The sequence below is a fragment of the Mesorhizobium sp. USDA 3734 genome (assembly GCF_056279665.1).
Window position 1 is genome coordinate 6,961,981 of record NZ_JBWCCW010000001.1, and the last position, 17,891, is coordinate 6,979,871.

At 63.7% G+C, this 17,891-nt stretch carries 21 protein-coding genes and 1 pseudogene; 19 read left to right on the plus strand and 3 right to left on the minus strand.

Annotated features, from left to right (window positions below):
• Positions 1-158 precede the first annotated feature (158 nt).
• From ACZ89F_RS33350 to ACZ89F_RS33380, 7 genes are all read left to right on the plus strand, one after another.
• Positions 159-956 carry a transporter substrate-binding domain-containing protein gene (locus tag ACZ89F_RS33350; protein ID WP_476096502.1) on the plus strand — a complete coding sequence of 266 codons (798 nt, stop codon included), beginning with the start codon at positions 159-161 and terminating at the stop codon, positions 954-956.
• A 101-nt stretch (positions 957-1,057) separates the two neighbouring features.
• Positions 1,058-1,870, plus strand: coding sequence for an amino acid ABC transporter permease (locus ACZ89F_RS33355; RefSeq protein ID WP_476096503.1), 813 nt, complete (start codon positions 1,058-1,060; stop codon positions 1,868-1,870).
• Between the two features lie 53 nt (positions 1,871-1,923).
• The gene (locus tag ACZ89F_RS33360) at positions 1,924-2,559 is read left to right on the plus strand and encodes a class I SAM-dependent DNA methyltransferase (protein WP_476096504.1); all 636 of its coding nucleotides are present in this window, start codon (positions 1,924-1,926) and stop codon (positions 2,557-2,559) included.
• Between the two features lie 68 nt (positions 2,560-2,627).
• Complete coding sequence (locus ACZ89F_RS33365; protein WP_476097488.1) at positions 2,628-2,807, plus strand: hypothetical protein; 180 nt, start codon at positions 2,628-2,630, stop codon at positions 2,805-2,807.
• 80 nt (positions 2,808-2,887) lie between these two features.
• The gene (gene leuC / locus ACZ89F_RS33370) at positions 2,888-4,297 is read left to right on the plus strand and encodes a 3-isopropylmalate dehydratase large subunit (protein WP_476096505.1); all 1,410 of its coding nucleotides are present in this window, start codon (positions 2,888-2,890) and stop codon (positions 4,295-4,297) included.
• Between the two features lie 161 nt (positions 4,298-4,458).
• Positions 4,459-5,655: a GGDEF domain-containing protein gene (locus tag ACZ89F_RS33375; protein WP_476096506.1), complete on the plus strand. Its 1,197-nt coding sequence runs from the start codon at positions 4,459-4,461 to the stop codon at positions 5,653-5,655.
• Between the two features lie 76 nt (positions 5,656-5,731).
• The gene (locus ACZ89F_RS33380; RefSeq protein WP_476096507.1) at positions 5,732-6,949 is read left to right on the plus strand and encodes a GGDEF domain-containing protein; all 1,218 of its coding nucleotides are present in this window, start codon (positions 5,732-5,734) and stop codon (positions 6,947-6,949) included.
• Positions 6,950-7,011: 62 nt separating this feature from the next.
• Here ACZ89F_RS33380 and ACZ89F_RS33385 read toward each other — a convergent pair whose 3' ends face one another.
• Positions 7,012-7,374, minus strand: coding sequence for a hypothetical protein (locus ACZ89F_RS33385; protein WP_476096508.1), 363 nt, complete (start codon positions 7,372-7,374; stop codon positions 7,012-7,014).
• Positions 7,375-7,636: 262 nt separating this feature from the next.
• Between ACZ89F_RS33385 and ACZ89F_RS33390 the strand changes: the two genes are divergently transcribed.
• The 7 genes and pseudogenes from ACZ89F_RS33390 (at position 7,637) to ACZ89F_RS33420 (ending at position 13,114) form a co-directional block, all read left to right on the plus strand.
• The gene (locus tag ACZ89F_RS33390; protein ID WP_476096509.1) at positions 7,637-8,062 is read left to right on the plus strand and encodes a hypothetical protein; all 426 of its coding nucleotides are present in this window, start codon (positions 7,637-7,639) and stop codon (positions 8,060-8,062) included.
• Positions 8,063-8,321: 259 nt separating this feature from the next.
• Positions 8,322-8,742, plus strand: a pseudogene (sdhC, locus tag ACZ89F_RS33395) (succinate dehydrogenase, cytochrome b556 subunit).
• 2 nt (positions 8,743-8,744) lie between these two features.
• Positions 8,745-9,140, plus strand: a complete 396-nt coding sequence (gene sdhD / locus ACZ89F_RS33400; protein WP_476096510.1) for a succinate dehydrogenase, hydrophobic membrane anchor protein — start codon at positions 8,745-8,747, stop codon at positions 9,138-9,140.
• A gap of 1 nt (position 9,141) precedes the next feature.
• A complete protein-coding gene (gene sdhA, locus ACZ89F_RS33405) occupies positions 9,142-10,977 on the plus strand; it encodes a succinate dehydrogenase flavoprotein subunit (protein WP_476096511.1) in 1,836 nt (611 codons plus the stop codon).
• A gap of 2 nt (positions 10,978-10,979) precedes the next feature.
• Positions 10,980-11,420: a DUF3052 family protein gene (locus ACZ89F_RS33410; RefSeq protein WP_476096512.1), complete on the plus strand. Its 441-nt coding sequence runs from the start codon at positions 10,980-10,982 to the stop codon at positions 11,418-11,420.
• Complete coding sequence (locus ACZ89F_RS33415) at positions 11,420-12,199, plus strand: succinate dehydrogenase iron-sulfur subunit (protein ID WP_109663877.1); 780 nt, start codon at positions 11,420-11,422, stop codon at positions 12,197-12,199. Before ACZ89F_RS33410 ends, ACZ89F_RS33415 begins: the two co-directional genes overlap by 1 nt.
• A 285-nt stretch (positions 12,200-12,484) precedes the next feature.
• Complete coding sequence (locus ACZ89F_RS33420) at positions 12,485-13,114, plus strand: YceH family protein (protein ID WP_476096513.1); 630 nt, start codon at positions 12,485-12,487, stop codon at positions 13,112-13,114.
• 55 nt (positions 13,115-13,169) lie between these two features.
• Here ACZ89F_RS33420 and ACZ89F_RS33425 read toward each other — a convergent pair whose 3' ends face one another.
• A complete protein-coding gene (locus tag ACZ89F_RS33425) occupies positions 13,170-13,595 on the minus strand; it encodes an OsmC family protein (RefSeq protein WP_183447204.1) in 426 nt (141 codons plus the stop codon).
• A gap of 155 nt (positions 13,596-13,750) precedes the next feature.
• Here ACZ89F_RS33425 and ACZ89F_RS33430 point away from each other — a divergent pair, with 155 nt between their 5' ends.
• The 3 genes from ACZ89F_RS33430 (at position 13,751) to ACZ89F_RS33440 (ending at position 15,065) form a co-directional block, all read left to right on the plus strand.
• Positions 13,751-14,026 (plus strand): hypothetical protein, encoded by a 276-nt coding sequence (locus tag ACZ89F_RS33430; protein ID WP_476096514.1) that lies wholly within the window; start codon positions 13,751-13,753, stop codon positions 14,024-14,026.
• A 3-nt stretch (positions 14,027-14,029) separates the two neighbouring features.
• Positions 14,030-14,386 carry a YciI family protein gene (locus ACZ89F_RS33435; RefSeq protein WP_476096515.1) on the plus strand — a complete coding sequence of 119 codons (357 nt, stop codon included), beginning with the start codon at positions 14,030-14,032 and terminating at the stop codon, positions 14,384-14,386.
• 151 nt (positions 14,387-14,537) lie between these two features.
• On the plus strand, positions 14,538-15,065 hold the full coding sequence (locus ACZ89F_RS33440) for a hypothetical protein (RefSeq protein WP_476096516.1): 528 nt from the start codon (positions 14,538-14,540) through the stop codon (positions 15,063-15,065).
• 10 nt (positions 15,066-15,075) lie between these two features.
• On the opposite strand, the gene ACZ89F_RS33445 is transcribed toward ACZ89F_RS33440, so the two are convergent.
• On the minus strand, positions 15,076-16,335 hold the full coding sequence (locus tag ACZ89F_RS33445) for a ubiquinone biosynthesis hydroxylase (RefSeq protein ID WP_476097448.1): 1,260 nt from the start codon (positions 16,333-16,335) through the stop codon (positions 15,076-15,078).
• Between the two features lie 99 nt (positions 16,336-16,434).
• On the opposite strand from ACZ89F_RS33445, the gene tesB reads away from it, so the two are divergent.
• Both tesB and ACZ89F_RS33455 read left to right on the plus strand, forming a co-directional pair.
• Entirely contained in the window at positions 16,435-17,310 is an 876-nt protein-coding gene (gene tesB, locus ACZ89F_RS33450) for an acyl-CoA thioesterase II (protein ID WP_476096517.1), read from the plus strand.
• Positions 17,311-17,527: 217 nt separating this feature from the next.
• Complete coding sequence (locus tag ACZ89F_RS33455) at positions 17,528-17,866, plus strand: P-II family nitrogen regulator (RefSeq protein WP_013528889.1); 339 nt, start codon at positions 17,528-17,530, stop codon at positions 17,864-17,866.
• Positions 17,867-17,891: the final 25 nt, after the last annotated feature.

The window sequence follows — 17,891 nt, forward strand, 5'->3', positions numbered from 1 at the left end:
CGTCCTGGAATCCGGGAATTGAAGGCACCGGAATCCGTTTTCGCGTGCGCTGACGCAGCGGACCGTCTTGCATGACGCTTGCGGAAAGCTAAAGTCGGCGCCGGATTTTCCTGCAAGCCCGGCCATGCCCGGGTCCTTTTATTTCCGGGGAGTGTGTCATGACCAAATCGAAACTGCTGCTGGCCGGCTTGCTTGCCCTCATCCTGGCGCCCGTCGCCGCCTTCGCGCAGGCGCTTCCCGACCTCGGCGGCAAGAAGGTGGTGGTGGTGACCGAAAACGCCTATCCGCCGCTGCAGTTCATCGACGCCAAGACCGGCAAGCAGATCGGCTGGGAATATGACGCGATGAACGAGATCGCCAAGCGGCTCAATTTCAAGGTCGAGTACCAGAACACATCCTGGGACGCGATGATCCAGGCGGTTTCCGACAACCAGTACAACATCGGCATGACCGGCATCACCATCAAGGACGACCGCAAGGAGAAGGTCGATTTCTCCGACCCCTATATGCGCTCCGAACAGTTCATGCTGGTGCGTGGCGACGAAAGCCGCTTCACCGACGCCAAGACCTTCGGTGCCTTCGAGGACGGGCTGATCGGCGCGCAGGCCGGCACCACACCCTTCTACACCGCCGTCTACAGCGTGCTCGACGGCAATGAGCAGAACCCGCGCATCAAGCTGTTCGAGACGTTCGGCGCGACGGTGCAGGCACTGAAGTCCGGCGACGTCGATGTCGTGCTGACCGACGGCACCGCCGGCAAGGGCTATGTCGACGCCTCCGAGGGCAAGCTGAAGCTGATCGGCGGGCCACTCGGCACCGAGGATTTTGGCTTTATCTTCCCGAAGGGTTCGGACCTGGTGAAGCCGGTCAACGCGGCGATCGCCGCGCTCAAGGTGGATGGGACGCTCGATGCGCTCAACAAGAAGTGGTTTCTTGACTACAAGATGGGGCAGTAATTCGCCTTGTCGCGAGGCTTGCGTGACGGACAGGAATTCGCGCTGACTCTCCGCTTGAACGCCTTGGCACGCCCCGACGTCTGCTTTGCCGGCTTCGCTTGATGGCAACGCCGTCCTCTTCCTCAAAAGCCGACTTCCCCTGGTGGCTCGTCGTGGCAGTGACCATCGCTATCGCGGTGGCGGTCTTCGTCGCCACCAGCAACCTCTATGCCCAAGTGTTCGCCACCGTCGCCAAGGGCATCAGCATCACCATCTTCGTCACCGTGATCGCCTTCGTGCTGGCGTCAGCCATTGGGCTCGGCATCGCTCTGATGGGAATGTCCGGCTCGCGCTGGCTACGCCAGATCGCCCGCTTCTATGTCGAGATCATTCGCGGCGTGCCGATCCTGGTGCTGTTGTTCTGGATCGCCTTTGCCGGTGCGCCGGCCTTCGTCGCTGCCTGGAACGCGCTGACCGCGCCGCTACAAAGCGCCGGCCTGTTCGGCGAGTTGCTGGTGCGCGACGTGTCGCTGCTGTGGCGCGCCATCATGGCGCTGACCATCGGCTATTCGGCCTTCATCTCGGAGGTTTTCCGCGCCGGCATCCAGGCGGTGGAGAAAGGCCAGATCGAAGCGGCGAAGGCACTCGGGCTGAGCCGGGCGCAACGCTTCCGGCTGATCGTGTTCCCACAGGCGATCCGCACCATCCTACCGCCGCTCGGTAATGATTTCGTCGCTCTGGTCAAGGATTCCTCGCTGGTCTCGGTGCTCGGCGTCGCCGACATCACCCAGATGGGCAAGGTCTATGCCGCCGGTTCGTTCCGCTTCTTCGAGACCTATTCGATAACAGCCTATATCTATCTCATCTTGACTGTCGGCCTGTCGCTGGCGCTGCGGGCGCTGGAACGGCGGCTGCGCCGTCAGCACGAGGAATAGTCTTTCGGCGAAGACAGCGTTACGATCCCTGGGTATTCTCGTGAGGAGGTCCCATGATCGTCGACAAAGCCAATGCGGCGCTGGATTCCGTCTATACGGCCGACACGCCGGAAGCGCTTGAAGAGGCCTATGCCGCATGGGCCGCGACCTATGACAGCGAGACCGCCTCGCTCGGTTATCTCCTGCCTTTCCTGATCACCGCCTGGGTGGCGCGCCACGTGCCGGCGGGCGATGGACCCTTGCTCGATGCCGGCTGCGGCACCGGTCTGTCGGGGCCGTCGCTAAAGGCGCTGGGCTACCTCGACATTGCCGGGCTCGACCTTTCCGACGACATGCTGAAGCTCGCCGGCAGCCGCAATGCCTACAGCGAGCTGAAACAGGCGATGCTGGGCGGTCCGCTGCCATGGCCGGACGGTCATTTCCGCGCCTTCTTCTCGACCGGCGTGTTCACCATCAGCCATGCGCCGGCCTCCGGCCTGCACGAGCTGGTGCGCATCACCCGCAAGGGCGGCCACGCCATTTTCACCGTGCGCGACCAAGTGCTCGAAAGCGGCGGCTTTCAGGCCGTATTCGACGAGCTGGCGCGGGCTGGGAAATGGCGGCCGGTCGAGGAGAGCCCCTGGTTCCGCTGCTATGCGATCGCGGAGCCGGATGCGCTGGTGAAGACCTTCGTGTTCGAGGTGCTGTGAGCGGCGCGTTCCCCGACCTTGGCTCCCTTCCTCTCCCCCGATCGACGGGGTAGAGGAAAGGCGCGAGCTTGCCGACCTTGGCGCGCCCTTCGCAATTGCCGAAAACCCAAAACATTGGTATGAGCCACGCCATGGAAGAGCTTTTTGGCGATCCGGCCTACAAGGGGTTCGTGCTGCAGGACAGGAAACGCCTGCCGTCGCGCTTCTCCGCGCGCGTGTCCGGGGCGCTGACCAGCCGACTACCCTAGGCCGACCTGTCCAGGTCGTTTCGCCGGGCCGAAAGTCAGGCGTCTGCTCTTCCTATTCTCATATCGACGGATTTACGCACATGAGCGCACCGCGCACCCTCTACGACAAGATTTTCGACGACCATGTCGTCGACCGCCAGGACGACGGCACCTGCCTGCTCTACATCGACCGCCACCTCGTCCATGAAGTGACCAGCCCGCAGGCCTTCGAAGGCCTGCGCATGACCGGCAGAAAAGTCCGGCATCCGGAAAAGACGCTGGCCGTGGTCGATCACAATGTCTCGACCTCGCCCGAGCGCAAGTTCGGCATCAAGAACGAGGAAAGCCGCATCCAGGTCGAGGCGTTGGCCAAGAACGCCAAGGATTTCGGCGTCGAATATTATTCCGAGAACGATATCCGCCAGGGCATCGTTCACATCATCGGTCCGGAGCAGGGCTTTACCCTGCCCGGCATGACCATCGTCTGCGGCGACAGCCACACCTCGACCCACGGCGCCTTCGGCGCGCTGGCGCATGGCATCGGCACGTCGGAGGTCGAGCATGTGCTGGCGACGCAGACGCTGATCCAGCGCAAGGCCAAGAACATGCTGGTGCGCGTCGACGGCAAGTTGCCGGAAGGCGTCACCGCCAAGGACATCATCCTGGCCATCATCGGCGAGATCGGCACCGCCGGCGGCACCGGCTATGTCATCGAATATGCCGGCGAGGCGATCCGTGCGCTGTCGATGGAAGGCCGCATGACGATCTGCAACATGTCGATCGAAGGCGGCGCGCGCGCCGGCCTGATCGCCGCCGACGAGACCACCTTCGCTTACGTCAAGGACAAGCCGCGCGCCCCGAAGGGCGCGGCCTGGGATGCGGCACTCGAATACTGGAAGACGCTGCAGTCCGACGAGGGCGCGCATTTCGACAAGGTGATCGTGCTCGACGCGGCCAAGCTGCCTCCGATCGTCTCCTGGGGCTCCTCGCCCGAGGACGTCGTGTCGGTGCAAGGCATTGTGCCGAACCCGGACGATATCACTGACGAAAACAAGCGTACCTCGAAGCAGCGCGCGCTCGACTATATGGGGCTGACGCCGGGCACCAAGATCACCGACATCACGCTCGACCGCGTCTTCATCGGTTCCTGCACCAATGGCCGTATCGAGGATCTGCGCGCCGTCGCCAAGGTGGTCGAAGGCAAGACGGTCAGCCCCCATGTCGATGCGATGATCGTGCCGGGCTCCGGCCTGGTCAAGGAACAGGCGGAAGCCGAAGGCCTCGACAAGATTTTTGTCGCCGCCGGCTTCGACTGGCGCGAGCCGGGCTGCTCGATGTGCCTTGCCATGAACGACGACCGGCTCAAGCCGCATGAGCGCTGCGCCTCGACCTCGAACCGTAATTTCGAGGGTCGGCAAGGGTTCAAGGGCCGCACCCATCTGGTGTCGCCGGCGATGGCGGCGGCGGCGGCTATCGCCGGCCACTTCGTCGACATCCGCGAGTGGAAGTAACTCCGGAGCGCCCAGCTTCGAACACCTACCAGGCCCCGGACCGCTTTGCGGCTCCGGGGCCTTTTTCATCCGGTTCGTTGACATGTTCGCTTTCGCTTAACCGCTTGTTTGGGCTTGCGCTCTAAGGTCTTCCCCGGCGTAAGCGGGGAAATTACAGTCGTTTGGACACGGGTCTGCTCATAGCGCTGCTCAACCCGACAATCGCGTTGGCGCTCGGCGCCGCGTTCCTCGTGCTATGGTCCTATCAACGCCACCGCCCCTATCTGGTCGTGCTGGCGATCAGCTACAGCCTCTCGGCGGTCGGCTTCCTGCTGCAGTATTTCACCTTGCCGATCGGCATGCCGCTGACCAAGCTGGCGTCGAACATCTGCTTCACCATCGCCGGCTGCTGCCTGTCCAGCGCCATCGTCCACCGCTATGGCCGCAAGGTGCCCTATGTGGGCATCGGCGTGCTGGCGGGCGGCGGCCTGGCGTCGTTGTGCTGGTTCCTGTTCGTCGCGCCGGATCTCACCTGGCGCATCCTGGCGATGAATTTCGCTTTCGGCGGGATCAGTCTTCTGGTCGCCGCCGAACTGCGCCCGGTGCGCCGCAACGGCCCGACCGAAAACATACTGTTCGTGCTGTCGCTGCTGTCGGGCGTCAACTTCTTCGTGCGCACCCTTGTCGTCGTCATCGCGCACGGGCCCTTCACCAGCTATGACGGCTTCTATGGCTCGTCCTACTGGACGACGGCGCTGCTGTCGCACGCGCTGCTGTCGCTGCTCATTGCGCTGTGCCTGTTCTCGGCCGCGGCACTCGATGTGATGAAAGCGCTCAAGACCGAGACCTATACCGACCCGCTGTCGGGTCTGCTCAACCGGCGTGGTTTCGAGGAGCGAGGTATGGTTCTCCTGCGGCACTGCGCCTCGGCCCGGTTCCCGGTCGCGCTGGTGCTGGCCGACCTCGATCATTTCAAGGCGCTCAACGATGTGCACGGGCATGCGGCGGGCGATCGCGTGATCGCCGACTTCGCCGCCAAGCTTCGGTCGGCGGCGGGCGCGCGCGGTGTTGCCGGGCGTATCGGCGGAGAGGAATTCGCCGTGCTGCTGCCACTCAGCGATCTCGCCGCCGCGCGGCTGTTCGCCGAGGCGGTGCGAACGCTCTATTCGGCCGGCCAAGTCGACGGGCTTCCCGCCGGGACGAAGGTGACAGCCAGCTTCGGCGTGGCGGCCCGCAGCGGTGACGAGGCTTTGGAGCCGCTGATGCGCCGTGCCGACGACGCACTCTACAAGGCCAAGAAGAACGGCCGCGACAGCGTGCGCCTGTCCTATGAGCGGCCGGAAACGGCGTTCGTGCCGGAGCCGTTCAAGACCGGCTGATCCTGTCCGGCCGGGCCGGCGTTAACGTCTTCTTCGCCCGTCGATGTTTAGCTGTCGGTGCGGGTGCGGGTAGAACATGAGCGGCGCCAACTTCATCCTGTTGATCAATTTGTCGGTAGCCGGGCTGCTGGCGGCATCCTTCATGGCGGTCGCCTTCCACGATGTCGGCCGCGCGCCGGCGCGCTGGCTGGCGTCAGGCTATCTGCTGGGCATGGCCTATTCGGCCATCGAATTCAGCATTCCCGCTTTCACCGACGCGCGGCTCCCGGTCGTTGCCGCCTTCGCGGTCTTCCTTGGCGCCACCATTGCGTTCAATGGCGGACTTGCCCGCAAATACGGCGTGGCGCCGCCTTGGCTGCCGATGCTGTTGTTCCTGGTCGCCACCACCATAGCTGTGTATTTCGTGCAGGACCTGCCGCGCCAGTCGCTGGTCCGCATGATGGCCTATCAGCTTCCCTATGCGGTCATGCAATTCATCGGGCTGGCCATCGTCTGGTCATCGAGGCAAAGGCCCGCCCGTCTCGATCGCATATTGATGGCCGTGCTGGCGGCGAGCGGCCTGCAGTTTGCCTCCAAGCCGTTCATCGCGCATGCGCTTGGCGGCTGGGGCGCCAATCCGCAGGCCTATCTGCAAAGCAACTACGCGCTGGTGTCGCAGTCGCTCGGCACTGTCTTTGCGCTGGCGCTGGCACTGCTGATGCTGGCCATCCTGGTTCGCGACGTGCTCGCCGAGGTGACGTCGAAGTCGGAGACGGACACGCTTTCGCGCCTGCTCAACCGCGGCGGCTTCACCCGCCATGCCGAACTGGCGGTGCTTGGCGCGATGCGGCAAGGCGTGCCGGTCGCGCTGGTGATAGCCGATCTCGATCATTTCAAGAGCGTCAACGACAGTTTTGGCCATGCGTCCGGCGACCGGGTGATCGAGACTTTTGCAAGCTTCCTGCGCGAAGCCGCCGCCGGGCATCATGTTGCCGGCCGTATTGGTGGCGAGGAGTTCGCCATCATCCTGCCGGGAACCAACCTTGCCGCCGCCCGGCTGTTTGCCGAGGGCACGCGCAGCGCCTTCGGCGCGCTGCCCATCGACGGATTGCCGGCGGACAACCGCTGCACCGCGAGCTTCGGCGTCGCCGAACTTCATCCGAGCGAAGACTTTGCCGACCTGATGCGGCGCGCCGACCAGGCGCTCTACCAGGCGAAGAATGCCGGACGCGATTGCGTGCGCGTCTCCGCCGGGCCGGCCGGCAACTGGTCGTCAGCCGGAATGGAAGCCAGAGCAATTCCAGGAAAAGTGTGAAACGGTTTTCCCGGGAAAAGCGCATAGCGCTTTCCCTTGGGAATTGCGTCCAAACAAAGAGTCTAGCGGCAGGGGCTGAGTTCTGGCATTTCGCCGTCGGAGAGACCGTACATATAGGAGCGGCCCTTCACCAGCACCGGCGGCCGGTAGCAATCGCCGTAGCCTGATATCTCGTCGGCCTCGTTCTCGTAGATCACCTTGGGTTGGCCGGCGCTGGTGTAGTCGGACAGTTGCTTGGCCAGCCTGCCTTCGCCGACGAGGATGCGCTTGTAGCCGGCGGCGCTATCGATGACGAGATTGCCGAAGGAATCGGCATAGACGCGATCCTGATGCCGCGCGCCAGCGAGCGCTGGCGCTGCCAGGCCAACGACCGAGGCCGCCACTATGAGCGCCGCAAGGCGCGATCTGCCCGAATTCGAACGCATGGCGTCCTCCGTGTCTTGAGGAAAGCCTCCTCGAATCAGAAATTAACGTTTTCTTAACCTTTGTTAAGAGGCTGACGCGTTTCGCGGCGATGTCTCGGTAAACATGGTTAATATCCGTTAATATCCGACTGGATGGAAAACCCGGTGGCCATCATTCGGCCATGCTTGGCCGCACCATCGCGGCCGGTGTCCGTCTCGGCGTCGGGATGACCTCGATCTTGGCAAAGCATCGCGGCTGGTTTGCCGCGCGGGAGGACGGCATATGGCGCTACGCGGGACGTTTCGGGTGTCTGTTTTCCCGTTGCTCGTTATCGTCGCTGCCTGTGTGCCACAGGGCAGCGCGCCGAAGGCCGCCAATACCGTCGTCTCGCCTGCGCCGGCTCAGCAATCCATCGCAGCGGCGGCGCCCCCGGCAGCTGCAACCAAGATCATCACCGACCTTACTGCGCCGCGATCCGGCATAGGCACGGCCACCTACAGATGCGGCAACAACGGTATGATTACCATCCAAAATCTCGGTACGTCGTTGCGTGTGGTCGGGTCCGACGGCGCGACCGAGGAGTTTGCGGCGTCGCCTGCCAACCAGAGCAGCCGCTACCAGGCGGCCACGCATGACGCAATCGTGATCGACGGACGCGAGGCGCTGGTGATGAAGAAGGGGTCGACGCCGCAGACCTGCAAACGCTAACGCGAATCTCAACACGGCCAAGCCCCAAGAGCCAGACATGTTGCACTGCAGCGATATCGAGCCGGCCTCGGGCCCCAGCCCCTAATCGATTGAAGCCCGAGGCTGCCTTTTAGTCAGACTAAATTACGTTTTCGAAACGGTTTTCTGGCTTTGACGCGGTGCAAAAAGAGCATTAGAAACCGGCTGTCCGAAGTCGCAACCGGAAGCGGCAATGCCGCATTTCCACCTGCGGCTCCAGAGACGCCGAACTGGGGGAGCCATGAGCAAATCACCAGCCACCCGCGAATTCGCCAGACGTGAACGGCCGATTTCGCCGCATCTGACGCGTGTACCGGCCGCCGATCACCATGACGATGTCGATTATCCATCGCATCACCGGCGGTGCGCTGTATTTCGGCACGCTGCTGGTCGCCCTGTGGCTGATGGCGGCGGCAAGCTCGCAGGCGACGTTCGACTGGGTCAACTGGGCCTTCGGCACCTGGCTCGGCCGGTTGATCCTGTTCGGCTACACCTGGGCGCTGATGCATCACATGCTGGGTGGCGTGCGCCATCTGGTCTGGGATACTGGCGCCGGTCTCGAAAAGCACACGGCCTCGAAGATTGCCTGGGCGACGCTGGCCGGCTCGATCCTGCTCACGCTGCTGATCTGGATCGCCGGCTATATGGCGCGGGGAGCCTGATCATGAGCGGCAACAACTCCGACATGCGCACACCGCTGGCGAAGGTTCGCGGCCTGGGTTCCGCCCGCGAGGGCACCGGACATTTCTGGCGCCAGCGCCTGACCGCGATCGCCAACATCCCGCTGACGCTGTTCTTCGTCGGTTTCCTGATCGCGCTCAACGGCGCCGGCTATGAGCATGTGCGGGCAGCGCTTGCCAATCCGTTCGTGGCGCTGGTGTTGGCCCTGGTGCTCATCTCCGGGCTCACCCATATGCGGCTCGGCATGCAGGTGATCATCGAGGATTACGTGCATGGCGAAGGCATGAAGTTGGCGCTGATCGCGCTCAACACATTTTTCACCATAGCGGTTGGCGTCGCCTCGATCTTCGCCCTGTTCAAGCTGACATTCGGAGGCTGAGTTGGCCAAGGACGCAAAACAAGCCAACACGGCGGGCTACACCTTTGTCGACCACAAGTTCGACGTGGTGGTCGTCGGCGCCGGCGGCGCCGGCCTGCGCGCCACGCTCGGCATGGCCGAACAGGGCTTGCGCACCGCCTGCATCACCAAGGTGTTCCCGACACGCTCGCACACCGTGGCGGCGCAAGGCGGCATTGCCGCCTCGCTTGCCAATATGGGTCCCGACAATTGGCAATGGCATCTCTTCGACACCGTCAAGGGTTCGGACTGGCTGGGCGACATCGACGCGCAGGAATACATGGTCCAGCAGGCACCCGCCGCTGTCTATGAACTCGAACATTACGGCGTGCCGTTCTCGCGCACCGAAGAGGGCAAGATCTATCAACGGCCGTTCGGCGGCATGATGATGAATTTCGGTGAAGGCCCGCCCGTGCAGCGCACATGCGCCGCCGCCGACCGCACCGGCCATGCCATGCTGCACACGCTCTACGGCCAGTCGCTGAAGCATAATGCGCAGTTCTTCATCGAGTATTTCGCGCTTGACCTGATCATGGAGCCAGACGGCACCTGCACCGGCGTCGTCGCCTGGAATCTCGACGACGGCACCATCCACCGCTTCTCGGCCAAGATGGTGGTGCTGGCGACGGGCGGCTACGGCCGCACCTATTTCTCGGCCACCTCGGCGCATACCTGCACCGGCGATGGCGGCGGCATGGCCGCGCGCGCCGGCTTCCCGCTTCAAGACATGGAATTCGTGCAGTTCCATCCGACCGGCATCTATGGCGCCGGCTGCCTGATCACCGAGGGCGCGCGCGGCGAGGGTGGCTATCTCGTCAATTCGGAGGGTGAGCGCTTCATGGAGCGCTACGCGCCGTCGGCCAAGGACCTTGCCTCGCGCGACGTCGTCTCGCGTTGCATGACGCTGGAAATCCGCGAGGGCCGCGGCGTCGGCCCGAAGAAGGACCACATCTTCCTGCATCTCGACCACCTCGATCCGGCCGTGCTGCATGAGCGGCTGCCGGGCATTTCGGAATCGGCCAAGATCTTTGCCGGCGTCGACCTGACCAAGGAGCCGATCCCGGTGCTGCCGACGGTGCACTACAATATGGGCGGCGTGCCGACCAACTACTGGGGCGAGGTGCTCAACCCGACGGCGCAAAGCCCGGACAGGGTATCGCCCGGACTGATGGCGGTCGGCGAAGCCGGCTGCGCTTCGGTGCATGGCGCCAACCGGCTCGGCTCGAATTCGCTGATCGATCTGGTGGTGTTCGGCCGCGCGGCGGCGATCCGGGCCGGCCAGGTGATCGACCGTAATTCGGCGATCCCTTCGCCCAACGAGGCCTCGGTCGAAAAGATCATGGACCGTTTCGACCGGCTGCGCCACGCCAATGGCTCGACGCCGACAGCGGTGCTGCGCGAGAAGATGCAGAAGGCGATGCAGGAAGACGCGGCGGTGTTTCGCACGCAGGAATCGCTGGACAACGGCTGCAAGCGCATTTCGCAGATCTGGGGCGAACTCAAGGATATCAAGGTTTCCGACCGCTCGATGATCTGGAATTCGGACCTGGTCGAAACGCTGGAACTGGAAAACCTGATGGCCAATGCCATCACCACGGTCTATGGCGCCGCGGCGCGCAAGGAAAGCCGTGGCGCGCATGCGCGGGAGGACTTTTCGGCGCGCGACGACAAGGTCTGGCGCAAGCACACGCTGGCCAAGGTGAGCGAAGACGGCAAGGTGACTCTCAGCTACCGGCCGGTGCACACCGAACTGCAGCTCAAGGAAGAAGACGGCGGTATCAACCCGGCCAAGATCGCGCCGAAGGCCAGGGTGTACTGACGATGGCGCCGACGACGGCAGCGGGATATTCCGGCACGCCTCTTCCGGCCAAGCTAGGCCTGAAGGACGGCATGACCGCCGCCTTCATCGCGCTGCCCGATGACCTCAGCGATCTCACTGATGCCGTCGACTTCGCCCAAGTCGACCGGTTGGCCGACTGGTCTGACATCTCGGCAACGACCCTGAAATATGACGCCGTCCATGCCTTCACCCGGCAGCGCGCCGAAATCGAGGATCGCCTCGGCGATGTCGAGGCGGCGATCAAGCGCGACGGCATGGTCTGGGTGTCATGGCCGAAGAAGGCATCGAACGTGCCGACCGACGTCACCGAGGGTGTCGTACGCGCCGAGGCGCTGAAGCGCGACCTTGTCGACGTCAAGGTCGCCGCCGTCAATGAAATCTGGTCCGGGCTGAAGCTCGTCATCCGAAAGGACCGCAGGTAATGGTCGAACTGACGCTTCCCAAGAACTCGAAGATCCAGCAGGGCAAGACCTGGCCCAAGCCGGAGGGCGCCACCAATCTGCGGGAATACCGGATCTACCGCTGGTCGCCGGACGATGACGAGAACCCGCGCATCGACACCTACTTCGTCGACATGGACGATTGTGGGCCGATGGTGCTCGACGCGCTTCTCTGGATCAAGAACAAGATCGACCCGACGCTGACCTTGAGGCGCTCCTGCCGCGAAGGCATTTGCGGCTCCTGCGCCATGAACATCGACGGCTCCAACACGCTGGCCTGCACCAAGGGCTGCGACGACATTTCCGGCGCCGTCAAGGTCTACCCGCTGCCGCATATGCAGGTGGTCAAGGACCTGGTTCCGGACCTCACCAATTTCTACGCCCAGCATGCGTCGATCCAGCCCTGGTTGAAGACGGTGTCGCCGGAGCCGGCCAAGGAATGGCTGCAAAGCCATGAGGACCGCGAGAAGCTCGATGGGCTCTACGAGTGCATATTGTGCGCGTGCTGCTCGACCTCGTGCCCAAGCTACTGGTGGAACGGCGACCGCTATCTCGGCCCGGCAACGCTTTTGCAGGCCTATCGCTGGCTGATCGATAGCCGCGACGAGGCCAAGGGCGAGCGGCTCGACAATCTCGAAGATCCGTTCCGGCTCTATCGCTGCCACACCATCATGAACTGCGCGCAGACCTGCCCCAAGGGCCTCAACCCGGCCAAGGCGATCGCCGAGATCAAGAAGATGATGGTGGAGAGAAGGGTTTAGCTTCTGCGGCTCATTCGCGGCAGTTTTCAACGCAGCGATCCTTCGCGCCCCCCCCTCTGTCCTGCGGGACGTTCGTCGCTCGAAAAGCCAAGCGATTGGCTTTTCGAGCGCTGCGGACCGTTCCTCAACCCCCACGGGTGGGGAGATTGGCCATCATCGCGGCTTTCGCCAATCTCCAAGGTTGAAGGATGACGCGCTCTCGGCGAAGCTCCCGATCTCCCGGGAGATGTCCGGCAGGCCAAAGGGGGGCGCTGTCCCGTCACCTTCAGAAAGGATTGCAATCCTATGAGCGATGACCTTCCCATCCTTTCCCCTATCGAAGCGCGCATACTCGGCTGCCTGATCGAGAAGAAGGAGCTGACGCCGGATATCTATCCGCTGACGCTCAATGCAGCACTTGCCGCCGCCAACCAGAAGACGGCGCGCGAGCCGGTGATGGCGCTGGAACAGGTCGAGGTGCACCGGGGGCTTAAGCTGCTCGAACAGAAGGGGCTGGTGCGGCAGATGTTCGGCTCGCGCGTCGAGCGCTACGAGCACCAGATGGCGCAGCGCTTCTCGCTGACCACGCCGCAGACCGCTTTGATCGGCCTGCTGTTGCTGCGCGGGCCGCAGACGGCACATGAACTGCTGGCGCGGGGCGAGCGCATGGCGCGGTTCCCGTCGATCGAGGATCTGCGCGCCGAACTCGATATGCTGATCGGTCGCCGACCGCCACTCATCCAGGAAATCCCGCGCGGACCAGGCCAGCGCGAGGACCGCTACGTGCATCTCCTCAGCGGCCCGGTGGACGTTGCAGCCCTTTCGGCGCAGCGGAGTGCTTCGGCCCTGCCTGCTTCCGACCTGGAGGTACGGTTGGAGGCGCTGGAGCAGGAAGTCGCTTCACTTCGCGCCCGGCTAGACGCGCTGGGCGCGTAGGTCCCGGCGCGCGCCTGAGCGTTCGCGCCGGGTTTTCACACCGGGTGCAGCGTTCTCAGCCGAGCCTGGCGTCGAGCGATACGTTTATGGCGCCGAGCGCCTTCGAGACCGGGCATCCGGCCTTGGCTTTTTCGGCGAGCTCGCCAAATTTCGCGGCATCGATGCCCGGCACCTTGCCGACCACGGTGAGTGCGCTGCCGGTGATCCCCGTGCCTGGAACCAGCGTCACCACGGCCTTGGCGTCGAGTTCGGTGGCAGGCGTGCCGTTCTCGGCCAGGAAATGCGAGAACTGCATGGCAAAGCAGCCGGCGTGCGCGGCGGCGATCAGCTCTTCCGGATTGGTCCCCGATTTGCCGCTCTCGTCCTCGAAGCGCGCCTTGAACGAATAGGGCGTGCCCTTCAGGGTTCCGCTCTGGGTGTCGAGCGTGCCCTTGCCCTCTTTCAGATTGCCTTTCCAGACGGCGTTTGCGGTGCGGTCCATGAATTCCTCCTTGGTTGTCGTGACTCGGTGTCGGGGCTGAGCCCGCGTCCGGTCAACTATAGCGCGCGCGGGCGCGAAGGCCACTGCGCACTTTGAACCACGGCACGGTGTCGGCGCTGGTGGCGAAATCTTTTTGAAGAAATGCAGATGCAAAAATGTCGACTCCGACGGACCTCGCCCGTCCTGCGGGCGGCCACGCAAGTGATGGCCGGATGGAGGTTCACATGAATATGCTGTTTTGCGCGCAGTGGAAAAACACCGGCCGAAATGTCGGCGGGCAGGAGGCCGACTGGATGCACCAGCCCATCTCCTGCTTCGGCCGGTTTCTGGCGGCGGTTGCCATCATCGGGATTGCGGTGTGCATTCTCGATCATGCAGCCGTGGGCAAGGGCCGGACCGACGGCCTGATCGCCTCATCCCAAAGGAGCTAGAAGATGAAATATGTTTGCCTGGTCTACGGTGAGGAAAAAGATCTCCATGCCATGACGACAGAGCGTCTGGCCAAGCTCGATGCCGACTCGCTGGCTCATGACCGGTCATTGGACCAACGCGGGATACTGATCATCGCGCAGGCGCTGCAATCGGTGAAGACGTCGAAAACCCTTCGCAGACGCAAGGGCAAGAGCCTGGTCACCGACGGCCCGTTCGCCGAAACCAAGGAGCAGTTGCTCGGCTTCGTCATGATCGAAGCTGATGATCTCGACGAGGCGCTGGAGATCGCCAGCGAGATTCCGCTGGCCGAAATCGGCACTATCGAGGTGCGCGCGATCTACAATGTGCCGGGATCGTAGATGCGATTTCTTTGCGGTCCGCCGTCTGGGGCGGCGGCGCCGTGGGGAGCGCCTGACGGAGAGGCCGAGGTTTCTTCGCCGGGCGCAACTTTTGCGTGTTGAAGCACCGCGCGAGTTCTCTTATCGTCGCAGCGGCTTAGGGGATGTCGGCATGCCGTTCTTGATTGCTATCCTTGGCGTGTTGGGCGCGGCGGCATTCTGGTGGTACCGGATGAAGGCGATGAACGACGCGGCTCGTGAGGTTGCGGACGTCGTCGGGCGCGTGCAAGGCAACATCCGCCGCAAGAAGCTGCGCAAGCAGGCGGCCCTGTCGCCGCTGACGGTGATCGATGATCCGGTCGTGGCTGCGGCAACGCTCATCACCGCCATCGTCTCCGAGAACGGGCCCATCCTGCCGCAGCGCGAGGCCGTCATTCGCGCGGTGATTTCCGAGATCGCCGACAAGAAGAAAACGGACGAAGCGGTGGTCTACGCCAAATGGGCGGCGTCACAGATCGACGACACCACAATCGTCATCGACAAGCTGGCGCCGTTCCTACGCGAACGCCTCGATGTCGCCGAGCGCAACGATCTGCTGCAGATGGTCAACCGTGCCGCCCAAGGCGGCGAGAAACGCCTCGAGATATCCGACCAGAGGATATTGCGGCTGCGGCAGAAGCTCGGCTTCGAAGTCAATTGAGCGACAGCGCTCAGATCGCCTCGCCCTTCAACAGTCTTGGTGTGCCGGCGGACAACCCCGACGCCTGCCGGATAAAAAACTCCTTGAGGCGCGGCATGCGTTCGACGAGGCCGAGGCCGATGTCGCGGATGGTGCGCAGCGGGCCGATGTCGTTGGAAAACAGCCGGTTCAGCACGTCCGTGGTGACGCCCATCTGCACCGTGTCGAAGCGGCGCCACTGCTGGTAGCGTTCGAGCACGTCGAGCGCGCCGATGTCCTGGCCGAGCCGGTCGGCCTCGACGATCACCTCGGCCAAGGCTGCGACATCCTTGAAGCCGAGATTGAGGCCCTGGCCGGCGATCGGGTGGATGCCGTGGGCGGCATCGCCGGCGAGCGCGACCCGCGGCGCTACGAAGGCACGCGCGATGGTCAGGCCGAGCGGCCAGGCGCGCGGCGCATCAGCGACGCGGATCTCGCCAAGCTTCAGGCCAAAACGCTGTTCGAGTTCGTGTTCGAAGACGAGATCGTCACCGGCGACCAGCTTCTCGGCATCCTGCGAGCGCTCGACCCAGACGATCGACGAGCGGTTGGTGCCGTCCTCGCCGGGCTTGAGCGGCAGCGTGGCGAAAGGCCCCGCCGGCAGGAAATGCTCTTCGGCGCGGCCATTATGCGGGCGTTCATGCGCCACGGTGCAGACGATGCCGGACTGGCCATATTCCCACTTCACCGTCTTGATGCCGGCCATGTCGCGCAGCTTGGAGTTGACGCCGTCGGCGGCGACCAGCAGCCGGGCCTTCAGCGTCGCACCGTCGGCGAGGTGCACGGTGATGCCGGCGCCGTTGGTCTCGAAGCCCTGTACGGCCACGCCTTCGATGATGTCGATGCCGAGCCTTTCCGCACTGGCCCGCAAGGCGCCGTTCAGCACCCTGTTGGCGACCATATGCGCAAACGGCTCGCCCGGCGCCACTTCGCCGTCGAAGGTCAGGAACACCGGACGCACCGGGTCGGAGGTGCGCGAATCGGTGATGATCATCTCGGTGATCGCCTGCGCCTGCGGCGCGATCTCGGCCCACACGCCGAGCTGGTCGAGCATGCGGCAGGCGGCGGCGGCAATGGCCGAAGCGCGGCCATCCCTTTGCCAGACGCCAGCGGGCGCGGCATCGACGAGAGCGATGGCGAGACCCGGGCGTGCCTGCTTCAGCGACACGGCCGCGGCCAAGCCGACATAGCCGGCGCCAGCGACCAGAACATCGAGCCCAGACTTTGTTTTCGCGTCCGCCTTGCGTTCCATCATCTTCGCTCCTTGCGCGCCGGCCGGGCCTTGCGCCCTTGACTGCCTGTCCGTCCTGTCGGAAACCGCCATAACACTTCCGATGCGAGGGCGCGTAATATGACGGTAGCCATGGACGAGCTTCTCGGCATTCTCGACCTCGAGAAGCTGGAACACAATCTGTATCGTGGTCGCAGCCCCCTGCTCGACTGGCAGCGCGTCTTCGGCGGCCAGACCATCGCCCAGGCGCTGGTCGCGGCGCAGCGGACCGTCGATCCCGATCGCCATGTGCATTCGCTGCACGGCTATTTCATGCGGCCCGGCGACACCAAGGTGCCGATCGTCTACGAGGTCGACCGCATCCGCGACGGCGGCTCCTTCACCACGCGGCGCGTGGTGGCGATCCAGCACGGCCAGGCGATCTTTTCGCTGGAGGCCTCGTTCCAGCAGGATGAGGTCGGCCTGGAGCACCAGGTGCCGATGCCGCAGGACGTTCCGGGGCCGGACACCTTGCTGTCGCAGCGCGAATTGCTGGGCAAGTTCGGTGAAGCCGTGCCCGAAGGCATCAAACGCTACTGGGAGCGCGACCGGCCGATCGAGATGAAGCCGGTGATGCTCAAGCACTACACAAGCCGCGAAAAGCTGGAGCCGAAGCAGAACATCTGGATACGCACCACCGGTCCGGTGCCGGCGGACCGCGCCATCCAGGCGGCGGTGCTTGCCTATCTGTCGGACATGACGCTGCTCGACACCTCGACCTTCGCGCATGGCCGCGCCATTTTCGACCGCGATATCCAGGCGGCGAGCCTCGACCACGCCATGTGGTTCCATCGCAGCCATGCGCTCGACGACTGGATGCTCTACACGCAGGACAGCCCGTCGACGCAGGGGTCTCGCGGCTTCACGCGCGGCTCGCTGTTTGCCCGCGACGGCACGCTGATCGCCTCGGTTGCGCAGGAAGGGCTGATCCGGCTCAAGCGATCGCCTGCAGAGTAGGCATTTTGCGAAAATTGCCTACTTTTTAAGCATATGCGTCGCCGCAGCTGTGAGCAGGTTGCGTCGGAAAGCTCCTCAATCTCTTTGTTTACAACGGGTTAACACCCTGCTTCGGCACTTGGCACGGAGCTTGAATCCTCGTGGGCACTCTCCGGCTCTTTGGGATCGGTGAAGGTGTGCAAACGCGGGGGACCGCAACAGCAAAGGGTGAAACCTTATGAAAATCGTGATGGCAATCATCAAGCCGTTCAAGCTCGACGAGGTACGCGAAGCGCTTACCGCCGTCGGCATCCAGGGCCTGACCGTCACCGAAGTCAAAGGCTACGGGCGTCAGAAAGGGCATACGGAAATCTATCGCGGGGCGGAATACGCGGTCAGCTTCCTGCCGAAGATCAAGATCGAAGTCGCGGTCAGTGCCGACATGGTCGACAAGGCCGTCGAAGCCATCACCGCCGCCGCCAAGACCGGCCAGATCGGCGACGGCAAGATCTTCGTTTTCGGCATCGATCAGGCGGTGCGCATCCGCACCGGCGAAACAGACACCGACGCGCTCTGAGCGGCGATCACGTATTCCAATGGAG